This window comes from Aeoliella sp. (assembly GCF_965227375.1).
Classification (GTDB): domain Bacteria; phylum Planctomycetota; class Planctomycetia; order Pirellulales; family Lacipirellulaceae; genus Aeoliella.
The window spans coordinates 1,106,715-1,120,442 of record NZ_CBDDFX010000002.1 but is presented as its reverse complement, the minus strand read 5'-3'; the positions used below and the strand labels follow the sequence as shown (position 1 = coordinate 1,120,442).

The window sequence follows — 13,728 nt, the reverse complement described above, 5'->3', positions numbered from 1 at the left end:
GCCAAAGCCCGCGGGAGGTGCAGCCCGGTTATCCGCTAGCAGATTCCGAATTCGGCGCAGTAGAGCTCATGAGTCCAGAGACTCTTCTGATTCCGCCCCCAAGAGGTTCCGGACAAGCGATTCCTCTCCCTCGACGCACTGTAACTTGTCGGGATAGACCCAAACCGTGAAATCTGGCGACTCTTCGTCACCGCCTTCGAAACGGTCGGACTGAAAGTAGATAATCCAGTTGTTCTTCGCTGTGGCAAGGATTCCTTGAATGCAGGTGACTAGCGTAGGAAAGGCAGCAATCGCCCGAGGGCTGTAAAGCACCACGGTGCGAGACCGCCCTCCCGGCCATGTGTGGGGAATGATGTAATCATCCTCGCCCAAATGTGAGAATACCTGTTCAAGCCGCGCGTCCAGCCACTCCAGTTCCGAGGAGAGCATCTGCTCATTGGTCTCATCGTCTCCCACTCCGTACCTGGCTTGGGCGTCGAAGTAGTCGAACGTTTTCTGGTCAACAATTTCTAGACGGCTGCTTGGCGTGTAGCGTGGCTCTGCGGCCAGGAACTCCTCATCCCAACTACTCAGCGTGGCCTCCAGTGCGGCCGATTCGGTGAGCTTCTCGTCTGCGCAGAAAATGGAGACTTCATGAAGTTTGGGAAGCGACTTGAGCGGCGTTAGGTCCATTCTCTCACAGTCCGTATGCAAGGAGAAAGAACGCAACGCCGTAACGCCTGTCAGCAGCCATAGGTCGGACACGTCTGAGCCCAGGATATTCACGTGAGTCAGGTGCTTGAGTTTAGAGATCGGCTCGAGCGATGGGCAGCTGCCTCCAAAGTTGGTGAGATTATCAAGCTTTGCAAAACGTTCGAGCCCCTCCAGGCTCTCGACCTCTGCTCCCCAGATCACCCGCAGCTCGGGCATGTTCGGAAAGGACATGAACGACTCAAACCGCTTCTCATCGTCGTAGGCAAACTCCAGCCTGCGCAGCGAAGGTAGTTCGTCGAGTGCTTCAAAAGCAGGTATCTGGTCGACCGACAACGTCAGTGTCTGCAGTGCAGGGAGCTGCTCAAGTGCGGCCAGGTTGGTCAGCGGGTTGTGAGCAATGTTGAGCGACTCAAGCGACTTTATGAGTGTCAGATTCGAGATATCTGTCAGTTGGCACTCTGCAATATGAAGTCGCCGTAGCGCACTGCATTTTGCGAGCGGCGCAAGATTGCCTATTTGGTTTTCGCTCAGTATCAGCTCGGCTAACTGTGGTAAGAACTGGAATACCGCTAGGTCGCGAATCGGCCGCTCCTTTGAATTCGACTTCTGGAGGTTCACCCAATTCTGTTTTTCAAGTTCCTCCGCAGCTGGGCCGACCAACCTATGGTCGATTCTCGGAACGTATCCCGCCTGCTCCCAAGGGTCGTCGTTGCTAGACTTCCTCTCCCAGTAGTCATCTTCGAACTTCCATCGAACGCGGTCGATTAGTCGCTCGACCGTGTACGTCGCATCGTCGTCCAGCTCGCCGGACAACGCGTACTCGACAAAGCTGGCGGGGAGCTTCACTGCCTACGTCCCCAGCTCCCGGTGAAAATACCGAAGTATCTGCCCGTCGACGTCGAAGATGTGCGCCAAGAGGGCCGCGCGGACCCACATGCCGTTGCGGGCCTGGCGGAAGTACATGGCGCGGGGGTCGTTGTCGATCTCCTGGGGGATCTCGCCGAAGTGCTGGTCGCGGGGGAAGGGGTGCAGGATCGGGGCGTACGGTTTCATTCTCGACACCAAATCCATATTCAGACAGTATCGCGTGAAGTCGAGCGCGGCGTAGCGTTCGGCGTCGTCGCCGGTGTCATGCTCGCGTTGGATGCGGGTCATGTATAGCGCGTCGAGTTGCTCGATCACGGGACGGCCGTCGAGCGACTGCTCGAACGAGTCGAACTCGTAGAATCGCACATTCTTCGCCGCCAGCGCCTGGCGGAGGTCGTCGCGCATCACGAGCGTTGGATGGTCGGGCGCGATGAACACCAGCCGCACATCGGGGTAGTCGGCCAATAACAGCGCCAGCGAACGGACCGTGCGACCGCGGCCGATGTCGCCGCAGAAAGCGTAGGTCTTGCCGGCGAGGCCTTTGGCCAAGTTTTCGCAACCGGGAAGGCGGCGAAGTTCATCAAACCGCGAGTTGTGCTCCGAGTCGTTCGGGCCACTGAAGTTGAACGTCCGCTGCAATGTGTAGATGTCCAACAGCGCCTGCGTCGGGTGCTGGTCGGCGCCGGAGCCGGCGTTGACGATCGGCACGCTGCGGTTGCCGGATCGCTCTAGGTCGTTCATCAAGTAAGCGCAGCTCTCGGCCAGCCGGGCGATGGGCGACCGCATGATGATCAGGTCGAAGTAGCTGCTGAACATGCGGATCGAGTCGAACCGCGTCTCGCCCTTCGTTTCGCTGGAAGTCTGCGGGTCGCGCACCTCGTTGCAAGTGATGCCGAGTATCTGGCAGGCCGCCATGAACGACAGGAACGTTCGCGTCGAAGGCTGCGTGAAGTACAGCATCGCCCGCTTGTGGTGCAGCAAGCTGATGAGAAAGTCCTGCCCGCTACGGTGCTTCGAGAGCTTGCGAATCGCGTCGGCCACGCCGGCGAGTTCTTCGAGCATGTCGACCGAAAACTGCCCGGAAAACAACACGTGCCGCAGGCGGCCGGATCGCTCGAGTTCGGGCGTTTTGACCTTCGTCGGCCGATTGAGTCGGCCTTCGTAAAACAACAGGTCGCGGTCGTCTTGAGTCTGCGGAGTGGGCGAATCGCTGCTGGCGGGCGGCATGATGGCGGTCATCGCGCGGGCCTTGGGGACGTGTGGGCTGCACTTTGGCTGTTATCGCACACGACCGTGGGGAGCGTCAACCGGCACGGAAACCGGATTGGTGCAATGACGAATGACGAAGTACCCAATGCCCCTTTGTCATCCTGAGGGTGATCAGCGGCGCGATCGCACCTAATCTGCTACTCGCCACCTGGCTTGGAACAGCCACACGATGATGGCCAGTAGCGCGCCGTTGTAGAGTAGCGTGACGACGACATATCCAAAGAAGATGTCGAGGTCCTGCCCCGATGTCATCGAGTCGTCGCTGCGCACGTCGGTGTCGAACTCCAGTGGCAACGCGAACGAAGCAGCGAAGGGGCTGGTGACGCTGGCCATGCGAGTGACCGCCGCGCCTTGCGTGCCGGCGAAGAAGGTCTCGGAGAAGTACCGTGCGGCCAGCGGCGCGATGAACAGCGTGATAATCACCAGGTAGCTGGCCATCAGGCTCTGCGAGGTCTTCTGAAAGATCGTCGAGCAAAACAGCGCGGTCATGGCCGTGGTGAGGCACGTCAGGCCGAAGATCAAAAAGTAGCCCGCCATCGTACCGATGTTCGCCCAATAGCCCACTGGCATCAAACACGCCAGGAGTACGGGCCACATCAGGAAACTGGTCAGCACGCTCGAAACCCGCAACCCGCTGAGCAGCTTGCCCCACAGCATTTGCCAGGGAGTGATGAGCGTAGTGAGCAGCAGGTCGAGCGTTTCGCGCTCGCGCTCGTTGCACACGCTTCCCGCGGAGAACACGGGACCGACCAGCACGTTGAACAGCAGCACGTAGCAGATGTACCACGGAGCGTACTGCGGGAAGATGTACAAGCAAACCGCCATGATCGGCAGCGCCAGCAGCATTGAGATCTGAATCACCAACCGCAGCATCAGCGTGCCCTGGCTGAAGATCTCACTCCGCATTTCCTTGTCGTAAATCGGGTTCGAATTGTCCTCCAGCAGCGTGGTTCGCTTGGGAGGAGCAAATAGCCGATCGGGAAACTCGTCGCGCTTGATGTACAGGCCAACCGCCTCGCGGGCTTCGTTATCGAGGTCCACCACGTCCTTGCCGCCGCTGCCAAAATCGGCCGGGTGCAGGAGCCGACGCGTGGTGGCGAACCAGAACACGGCCGACAGCGTGAAGCAGACCGCCGGCACGATGGTCATCGCAAAGAACACCCGCGCGGTGCCTTGGGTGCCGAGGCCATTCCAAATCAATACGCCCACCATCGCGAGCGGCAGGATCATTAAGTAGCTGACCAGCAGCGACGCCGAAGTGCGGCTGAAGAAGCTGCTGGCCCATAAGCAGATCATGCCGGAGAGCGTGACCGACGAGATCATCGCCACGTACGCACTGAGCACCTCGGTGTAGTGCACACCGCCCAGCGGCAGGCAGAGCATCACGATCGGCAGCGAGCAGAGCATCAAGATCGCCAAGTGGCAGAGCGCGGCCAGCAGCTTGCCAAGCACAATCGCGCCGGGCTTCAGCGGGCTGGCGAGCAGCATCTCGTAGCTTTGCCGCTCCTTCTCACCGGTGATCGCCCCGGCGGCAAAACTGGGCGTCATCAGCGACGCCAGCATGTACTGCCCGAAGAAGAATAGGTTCACCAGCCGCTTGGCTTCTTCAGGCTGAGCAAAGTCGAGCGTCTCGGTCTGCGGCCACGCCAAATAGACTACTCCGCCCAACAGCGCGATGTAAGCAAACAACAACACAAACGCCCGAAACAGGCGAAGATTGCTAAGCAGCTCGTACTGAAGGACTGAGTTTTGAGTCAGATACATGTGCGAGTAGAGGATCGAGGCGCGAGGGTTTGCCCAATTCACCCTCCCTCCGGGAGGGTCGGACCTGCATTTGGTCCGGGGAGGGTGAATGGCGAGGACGCTTTTGACTTACGACCGTGACTCTTGGATTTGGTGCTCACTTCACATCTATACGGAACTGGATTGCGTTTTCGAAGGGCACCCTCCCCGCGGCTCTGGCCGCGACCCTCCCGGAGGGAGGGTAAAGGAGAGCCGTGCCATTTCGTCTCTAGTATTCCCTCGGCCTGACCTTCCCCAGCACTCGGCTCGGTAGGCCCTGCAGTCTCAAAAATCCCTCCGCGTCGTCCTGGTCGTAGCTGCCGCCGCCTTCCATGCTGGCGACTTCGGCATCGTACAGACTATTCGGGCTGGTGCGGCCATGTATTTCGATGTTGCCTTTGTACAAGCCGAGCGTCACCTCGCCGGTCACTGGCTGCTGGGCTTCCTTAATAAAGGCCATCAAAGCGTCCATCTTCGGCACGAACCAGAATCCGTAGTACACCATTTCGGCCACTTCGGGGGCGAGGCGGTCGCGGAGGTGTACCAGGTCGCGGTCCAAGGTGAGTTGCTCCATCTGCAGGTGCGCAGCGTACAGGGCGGTCATGCCGGGGGCTTCGTACACGCCGCGGCTTTTCATGCCGACAAACCGGTTTTCGATGATGTCGATGCGGCCCACGCCGTTGCGGCCGGCGATCTCATTCATCGTTTGGACGACCGCCAGCGCCGAAAGTTTCTTGCCATTTACAGAAACCGGCACACCAGCCTCGAATCCGATGGTTACTTCTTCGGTCGAGTCCGGCGCATCTTGGGGACTCACGCCCATGCCGAAGTCGACAATCGACACGCCATTCACGGCCGGATCTTCCAGATCGCCTGCCTCGTAGCTGATGTGCAAGCAATTTTCGTCGCTGCTGTAGGGCTTGGCCTTCGAGGCTTTGACCGGAATGCCCTTCTTCTCACAGTACTCGATCATCTCGGTACGGCCGGGGAACAGGTCGCGAAACTTCTGGATCCGCCAAGGAGCGATGATCTTGATGTCCGGCTCCAGGGCTTCGGCAGCCAGCTGGAAGCGGCACTGGTCGTTCCCCTTGCCGGTGGCGCCGTGGGCGTAGGCCTCCGCGCCGACTTCGCGGGCCACTTCGAGGATGGCCTTGGAGATCAACGGTCGGGCGATCGAGGTGCCGAGGAGATAAATGCCTTCGTACTTGGCCTGCCACTGCATAACGGGGAACGCGTAATCGCGACACAGCTCTTCCTGCACGTCAACGATGCGAGCTGAGGCCGCTCCGCAGTCGTTGGCCTTCTTGATCATGGCATCGCGGTCCTCGCCGGGCTGGCCGAGGTCGACGTACACGCAGTGCACGTCCCACCCCTCGTCCTGCAGCCAACCGAGAATGACCGAAGTATCCAATCCGCCCGAGTATGCGAGCACGCAACTAGCCATGAGATTCCAATCCTGCCAAACGTGAGAATGTCTGCTGTCTTTCGAGGCGACGTCGCAATACGTATGACGCACCGCCCACGATTGTGGTTCGCTGGGCGAGGATTAGCAAGCGGCGGGGATTTCGATGGGGAATCCGGCGTAGGGTGGGTCAAGGAGCGACAGCGACGCGGACCCACCACGGCGCAATGGCAAATGACGACCGTGATGGGTCCGCGCGAGCTGAGACTCGCTTGACCCATCCTACCGCGAATGGCCACTATGGCTGCTCCGCAATCCGCATGTTCCGGAACAGCAGGTTCGTCGTCGGGTCGTGTGCTTGCAGGCAGAAGGTGCCGGGGGCGGTGCGGAGGCCCTTGCGCGGGTTCTCGTCGGGCTCGCGGGTGTCGGTCCAGTCGGTGACCTGCAGCCCGTTGACCCAGGCGGCGATGTGTGGGCCATTGGCGTTCAAAGTCGTGTAGAACCACTCGTGATCCTGGGCGTTCACCATGCGGGCGTTCACGCGGCGGTAGATGCCGCCGGTTCCGCAGTCTTTGGGCTTCGCGCGATTGCCATCGAGATAAGTGTTTTGAATCTGGCACTCGTAGCCGTTCATCATGTCGCCGGGGATCGAGCGGAAGAACACGCCGGAGTTCGCCCCATCGCCATTCACCTTGCACTCGTACTGCATGACGAAGTCGCCGTACTCGCCTTCGGATTCGGCTTGCCCTTTGCCGCCGAGGATCTGCATCTCACCGTTGTCGGTCACCGAGATCTCCGCCGACTGGGCCTGGTCGGTCTTCCAGCCAGCTAGATCGCGCCCGTTGAACAAGGGCACTTCGCCCAGGGGCTTGAGCAGCACACGGCGGAAAATTACTTCGCCTTGATTGAATTGCAAACCAATGTGCCCAGTGAGCAATGGGTTGTCGCTGGTGTCCCTGAAGTTGGTGAGCGCTCGGCCATCGAGCAGCACTTCGATATGCGGACCGTTGGCGATGATGTGCAGGCGATGGAACTTATCGCTGGCGGCCTCCAGCTTGTCGAGTTCGCCTTCCGCGTAGTCGCCCCGCTTGCGATCGGCGATGCTGCCGGTGGGAAAGTTGTGCGGTTGGGCGGCGATGTTCACTTCGTAGCAATCCTCCGCCGGGTTGGTCGGCACCGCGGCACTGCGGATGAACACGCCACTGTTGGCATCGGGGTCGACGCAGCGGTAGTCGACCACCAGTTCGAAGTCGGCCCACTGGGTCGTGGTCATCAGCCAACCGAGCTCGCCGGTCTTACAAGTTAGACCTCCCCCGCGGGTGGCAGTCCACTTGTTGTTGTTGGTGGCTTTCCAACCAAAGAGCGCCTCGTTGTCGAGTTGAATCCAACCACTGGACAACATCTCCTTGTCCAGCCAGGTAGCCACCCGCCGCGCGTCCTCGCGCCCCTCATAGCCGTCCTTGAAGTACAACCACTTCGGCTGCCATTTATTGGCGTCGGGCAAGCCAGCGGCCTGAGTGGTGACGGCGAACGAAAGAAAAACGATCGCAGCAAGGACAGTGCGAAGCATGGGAGGGCCTGTGGGGGTGGGAAAGGGCAGGAGGGGGGTGCGTTGCCAGACTATGCAATCAGTCGACAGGGCGGGGACGGACGGTTTGGATTTCGAGTTGCACCAAACCAGTGAGGCCCCCTGACTCTTTCGCATCAGCAGGATGCGAAACGTCGATTATTAGTTCCGACGTGGGCAAAAGCAAATCGCGGACTTCCTGCCGCCACGGTGTGTCTGGGTTTTCGGAGAAGTCGTACGGAGGAAGCGGATTTTCGTTCAGCTGGATCGTGGCGGAGCTCGTCACACGATCGATGCTAAGCCACACTTCCTGGCCCGACTCCAGACCCGTGGGCTCGTGAAAAGTCCGGCGATAGCGGACCGTGCCGCGAAACCCCACACCGAGCACCTCCGACCAGTCGGCCGGCAGCTTCTGCTTCCCCTCGCGCGACAAGGCCTCGTCGCCCTCAAGCTGCTCCAGCACCTCATATCGCCATGGACCGCGAAGTCGGATGAAGTGCATGGGGGAGGGTCTAGGGGTCGGGGGCTAGGGGATAGGGAAGCGCAAACGGGTGGAGACGGTCATCCTTGAGGTCAACGGTCTTTCCCTCGCACCTAGTCCCTCGATCCACACCCCTCACTCAGGCACCAAGTGCTGGCGGACGGTCACCTCGCGGATTTGGCGGCTGTCGGGTTCATAGACGCGAAGCTTCACCTGCACGCCGCGTAGTGGGACGGGGTAGGGGGGCGAGGTCTCGCGCTCGCCCATGTCGTCAGGGCCGAACAGGGCATAGTCCTCCGCATGGTCGACCACGTTGGGATCGCCTGCCAGACTGGGATCGCGATCGTCCAGGTTGTTCGTCCCTTCGTCGATGATGGGATTGCCAACCGAGTCGACGTCGCCGTCCTGATTGACTCCATCGTGCTCGTAGGCGAAGTTCCACGTGTCGTAGGTGCGCGTGAAGCCAAGGTCGCCAAGTTGCGATTTGGGGTGAGGCATTCCGCCAAAACGGGATCCCGCGAACGTAAATCCTGGCGATACTCCCAAGCTCGTCGAGTTGCGCCGCAGGAACTCGCGGTGCAAGTCGCCATAGCCAAGGTCGACGTACGCTCCGTTGCTCACCACGAAGGGGTCCGCAATGGTGAAGGCTTGCGTCCAGCCGATGTCGCCAGGGGTAACGGCCGTGATATCGGCGTTCGCCGCTGGAATGCTGCCATTTAGAACCGGCGTGCCATCTGGCAGCAGTGCATACACCGGCGCATCGGGGTCGAACACCTGCACGTCGAACGCCAGAGCGTCGCTTATCATGAGGTCGGCGCCGCGCCGGCTTTGGTTCGGGCCGACGACTCCTAGCGGAGCGAGGCCAGTGGTAACGTGAACAATCTGGCCGTTTTCGTCCACAATCGCCCTGGCGGTGGCTCCTCCTTCGAGTATCGCCAAGGGGCGAACGAAATTCCCGGTACCAGGGGCCGTCAGCTCATAGCCACCTACCGCGTTGGCTGCTCCGTTGGCTATTGCATACGGCCTGGCTCCGGCTCCGCCGGCAGCCGGATTGCCATATTCCGGGTCTACCACAAACCGCACATTACTAGTTGCATCGCCTCCGGCCGATACCATGCGATAGCCGAATGCCCGACTGGCATCGAACACATAACCATGATGCTCGTATCGATTCTTGCGATCGGTGAGGTCCGCAAGCGTGTTGGCCACAATAGTCCACGCGCCGCCTTGATTGCCTATGGTAGGGTCGAACTGGATACGAGCGGAAATATCGTAGCGTTCCTGAAAGGCGATCAGTGCGGCCAATGCCTGAACTTCATCATCCACCGGATCGTTCAAGGTGGACATAATACGCAATACGCCCGGTCGGCTCTTTGCGCCGGTGGCATCGACGTTGAACCGGTAGTCGAGCCAAGGCGCCACCAGCAGCGTGCGGCGATAGATGGCCCGCATGCCCGGTTCGCCAAAGTAGTCTCGCGGATCGACGGAATCCGCAGTGTTGGTATCGGCCGGATTCTCGACGCAGTACCAGATGACTTCGGCAACGGGTGATGTGATGGTTTGGGAACCCCAATTCTCGAATGCATTCGGGCTGTTGTTCGAAGGATCAACGTTGCCGCTCGGCGCTGGCCCAGTGAAGGGATCTTGCTCGTTCCGCGACGTAAATGCCAGGATGTCGTCGTGGTCGCCCAGTCCGCCACCATCGGTGACCCAATCGGGATTCGCTCTTGTGAACTCGAGGTTACTCGAAGGCACCGTCGACGCAACGTGGTCGATCTCAAACGCAAGCGGCAAGTCGGCCGCGTCATCTGTTAACGCACTCGGAAAGAAGTCCGCGTGCAATCCCTCGACGATTTCAAAATACCCGACGTCTGATTCGGGTCTCTGCCAGGGGATGCCGGGGCACGTCATGCCTTCGAGGTCGCGTTGCAGCACGTTGCGCACGTGGCGGAGTTGGTTGCCCACTTCGACCGCCGCCCGGCGTTTGGAGACACTGGAACTCACCGTGGCGAACACACCGACCACCGTGGCCATCATCACCAGCGTGATGCTGATGGCGACCAGCATTTCGATCAGTGTGAAACCGGAATGCCGAGCTCGACGAGTCAACAACGTGAGCGCTCGCCTGCTGGCAAAATGGGCAGGCTTGTGTGAAAAGTTGGCTGAAGTCACCAGAATACCTCGATCCTCTGTGGCCACGCGGCGTTGAGCCCCTAGACCGCGCGGCCTGTCCTCCTTCTATTGCAACCCGACGTAACGTGTTTGTCAAGAAAGAGTTGAGGCCGATCGCAGCACTGCATGCGGCAAAACACGCCCCGGCGGTCTGGATGACGATTTTCGGATCTCACCTGGAACATCCGGCGTGGGCCGCGATAATTGGGGGATTCGTTACGAAGTAGAGGCATACCACCGCCGCTAGTCGCCAACGATCCCACCTTCGGCTAGCCCGTCCGATCCCACCCTTCCCGATGCGAGAGCCATGAAATATTCGTCCGTCGTGCTTCGCGTTCCCCTCGCTCTGCTGTGGTTCCTGCTGTTGGCCACCGATTCCGGCGCTCAGCAGTCGTCGTCGCCGAACGCTATCGAGCAGTACAACCAGGCGGCGCGGTGGCAGAAGCTGGAAGAATTCGACGTGGCCGCCAAGGAGTGGGAGAAGCTCGCTGCCGATCATCCCAAAGATCCGTTGGCGGCCGCCGCTCAGCACTACGCGGGCGTGTGTCGATTCCAGTTGGGCGAGTATCCAGCGGCGATCAAGTCGTTCGAGGCGTTCCTGGCGGCCAGCCCCAAGCATGAGCTCACCGAGGCGACGCTCACCAACCTGGGCCTGGCCGCGTACAACCAGGCGCAGCGCAGCGAAGGCGACGCGTCCACAAAACTCTACCAGCAGGCGGTCACCACCTTCGACCAGCTCGCCAAGCAGTTCCCCGAAAGCAAACTCGGTTCGCAAAGCGACTTCTATCGCGGCGAGTCGCTTTACGCCTTGGGCAAACTGGCCGAGGCCGAACAAGCCTACAACAAGTGGCTCAAAGACTATGTCGATGAGAAGAGTCAGCTCGAACCAAGCGTGCGACTCGCGTTGGGGGCGACACAAACGGAGCTGGGCAAAACGGACGCCGCTCGTAAGACGCTCGAGAGCCTGCTCGGCGACAATCCGCCCAACGACATCGCCGCCCAGGCGTCGGTTCGACTGGGCGATGCGTTGGTGGCGGCTGGTGAACATGCGGCCGCCGCGCAGCAGTACGCCAACGCTACGACCATCGATCCCAACACGCCGGACGCCGACTACGCCGCCCAGGCGAGGGTGAGCGCGCTGTTCAACGCAGGCGATTACACGGCCGCCGCGCAAGCTTACGAAGAGTTGGGCGATATTGCTTCGGCTGGCAAAGCGCTGTACCAGGCAGGCGACTACACGGCGGCCGCCGAGCGGTTGGCCAAGGCCTACGCGGCCGCGCCGAACGATGCGGAACTCGCCCACTGGTGGTCGCGCTCGCTCTTACAAGCGGGGCAACCCGCCGAAGCACTGAAGGCCGCCGACACGGCGCTCACCAAGACAAAGTCGGCCGAGCTGTTGCTCGACAAAGCCGACGCGATGTACGCGATCGACGCACAACGAGCCGCATCGCTGCCGGCCTACATCACCGCGGCCGATGCGGCCGAGGGTGAACTGGCGGCTGAAGCCCGCCACCTGGCGGCCGCCACGGCGCTGGAATTAGGTGAGCTCGATACCGCGAAACAGCAGGCCCAGAGCATCTTAGACAAACACGCCGATACGAGCTTCGTGCCCGACGCCCGTTTGACGCTGGCCGAAGCGCAGTTGCAATCGGGCGAGGCGCAGCAAGCGGCCGCCACGTTCGCCGAGCTGCTGAAGACCGCCACCGACGAACAAAAACCCGACTGGACCGTGCGACTGGCGTGGGCGCAAAGCACCGCGGGCGACGAAGCGGCCGTGGTCGCGACGCTGCAGCCTTTGGCCGTGGACGCCAAGAGTTCTACCGGGCAGCAAGCCGCGTTTCTGCTGGGCCGAGCGCTGTTCCGCACCGGCGATGCCGCCGCAGCGGCCAAAACGCTACGAGCGGTGGCCGAAGCCAACCCACCAAGCGATTGGTCGCCCGAGGCGAAGTTGATCCTCGGTCGATCGCTGACTGCAACCGGGGACCAAAGCGGCGCCATTGCAGCGCTCACCGCATTGATCGACAGCCAGCCAAGCGCACAACTCGCCGCCCAGGCGTACTACCGCAGGGGCGAGGCCCAGCAGTCGGGCGGCAACGCAAAAGCTGCCGTGGCCGACTACGACCAAGTGCTGGCCGACTCGTCGCAGCATCCGTTGGCGCCCTACGCGGCCTACCGCGCAGCGATGCTGCAGATGCAGCAGCGCGAATTCGACGACGCGGCCGCGCGATTTGGCAAGCTGGCCGACGCCTACCCCGACCACACGCTGGCCGGCGAAGCGCGGCTTGGCCAATCCACATCGCTCGCCCAGTCGGGCAAAAACGCCGAAGCCGCCGCCGTGCTCCAGAAGATGGATACCAGCGAGCCCCGCGTCGCCTTGGCGCTGGGCACCAGCCTAGCCGGACAGAAAAAGTGGGATGAGGCCATCAAGCTATTGAAACAAGCCGCCGAAGCACCGGGCGAGTTCGTCGATCGCGATCGCGCGTGGTACGAACTTGGCTGGGCGTACCGCGAGTCGGGCCAGCAGGAGGATTCACGCGGCGCTTTCCACAAGCTGATCAAACAACTGCCCGATAGCCCGCTGGCTGCCGACGCGATGTTCCGCGTCGCCGAGCTGTCGTACGAAGCAGAAGACTATCAGCAAGCGGCCGGCCAGTTCCAGGCGGCCGCCAAACAGGCTGCCAACGACGCCACTCTGAACGAAAAAGCCCTGCACATGGCGGGTTGGGCGCAGCACAAGTCGGGCGACGGCGAGACCGCGGCCGCCACGTTCGCCGAGCAGCTGAAAGCCCACCCCAGCGGTGCCTTGGCCCCCGACGGCCAGTGGATGATCGGCGAAGCCCGCTTCGCTGCCGAGCAATACGACCAGGCGTTGGCTGCCTACGGAAAAGCGAAAGACGCGAAGCCGAGTTCCGCTACGCTGGCCCCATTGGGTATGCTGCACGCTGGCCAGGCGGCTGCACAACTGGAGAAATGGCAAGAATCGGCCGATTGGCTCAAAGCAGCATCCACCGACTATCCCGACTACGACGGCCAGAGCGAAATCGCCTACGAACTAGGTTGGTCGCTCATGAAGCTCGGCAAGCCCGACGAAGCGAAGCCGATCTTGGAAAAAGTAGCCGACCGCGACACCTCGCCCATCGGCGCCCGAGCGCGCTTCGTGCTGGGCGAAATCGAGTTCGGCAACAAAGAGTACGAACAGGCGGTGCGAACGTTTTTCAAAGTTGCCTACGGATACGGCGATCGCGAAGCTCCTGAGGCCTATCACCACTGGCAAGCCGAGTCGCTGTTCGAGGCCGCCCGCTGCCTGGAGCAGTTGGACCGCGGCAGTGCAGCGAAGAAGCTGTATCAAGAACTAGTGCAGCGATTCCCGAAAGAAGCGAAGGCGGAGTTGGCCCAAAAACGCCTGGCGACGCTCGGCAACTAACCGTCCGACACCTACCCACGAAACAAAAACCGCCAGAAAGCCCTGCTGGATGGCTCACAACCTGGCCGCTA

At 61.1% G+C, this 13,728-nt stretch carries 8 protein-coding genes; 1 reads left to right on the top strand and 7 read right to left on the bottom strand.

Going from position 1 to position 13,728, the window contains the following annotated elements; translation table 11 throughout:
* Positions 1-66 precede the first annotated feature (66 nt).
* From ACQK2L_RS17645 to ACQK2L_RS17615, 7 genes are all read right to left on the bottom strand, one after another.
* Positions 67-1,539 carry a leucine-rich repeat domain-containing protein gene (locus ACQK2L_RS17645; RefSeq protein WP_425398352.1) on the bottom strand — a complete coding sequence of 491 codons (1,473 nt, stop codon included), beginning with the start codon at positions 1,537-1,539 and terminating at the stop codon, positions 67-69.
* Positions 1,540-1,542: 3 nt separating this feature from the next.
* Complete coding sequence (locus ACQK2L_RS17640; protein ID WP_425398351.1) at positions 1,543-2,799, bottom strand: aspartate/ornithine carbamoyltransferase family protein; 1,257 nt, start codon at positions 2,797-2,799, stop codon at positions 1,543-1,545.
* A 159-nt stretch (positions 2,800-2,958) separates the two neighbouring features.
* The gene (locus ACQK2L_RS17635; protein ID WP_425398350.1) at positions 2,959-4,593 is read right to left on the bottom strand and encodes an ABC transporter permease subunit; all 1,635 of its coding nucleotides are present in this window, start codon (positions 4,591-4,593) and stop codon (positions 2,959-2,961) included.
* Between the two features lie 247 nt (positions 4,594-4,840).
* Entirely contained in the window at positions 4,841-6,055 is a 1,215-nt protein-coding gene (locus tag ACQK2L_RS17630; protein WP_425398349.1) for an argininosuccinate synthase, read from the bottom strand.
* A 256-nt stretch (positions 6,056-6,311) separates the two neighbouring features.
* Complete coding sequence (locus ACQK2L_RS17625; protein ID WP_425398348.1) at positions 6,312-7,583, bottom strand: 3-keto-disaccharide hydrolase; 1,272 nt, start codon at positions 7,581-7,583, stop codon at positions 6,312-6,314.
* 58 nt (positions 7,584-7,641) lie between these two features.
* Positions 7,642-8,082 (bottom strand): hypothetical protein, encoded by a 441-nt coding sequence (locus tag ACQK2L_RS17620; protein ID WP_425398347.1) that lies wholly within the window; start codon positions 8,080-8,082, stop codon positions 7,642-7,644.
* A 114-nt stretch (positions 8,083-8,196) separates the two neighbouring features.
* The gene (locus ACQK2L_RS17615; protein ID WP_425398346.1) at positions 8,197-10,173 is read right to left on the bottom strand and encodes a PulJ/GspJ family protein; all 1,977 of its coding nucleotides are present in this window, start codon (positions 10,171-10,173) and stop codon (positions 8,197-8,199) included.
* Positions 10,174-10,540: 367 nt separating this feature from the next.
* On the opposite strand from ACQK2L_RS17615, the gene ACQK2L_RS17610 reads away from it, so the two are divergent.
* Positions 10,541-13,657 (top strand): tetratricopeptide repeat protein, encoded by a 3,117-nt coding sequence (locus tag ACQK2L_RS17610; RefSeq protein WP_425398345.1) that lies wholly within the window; start codon positions 10,541-10,543, stop codon positions 13,655-13,657.
* Positions 13,658-13,728 lie beyond the last annotated feature (71 nt).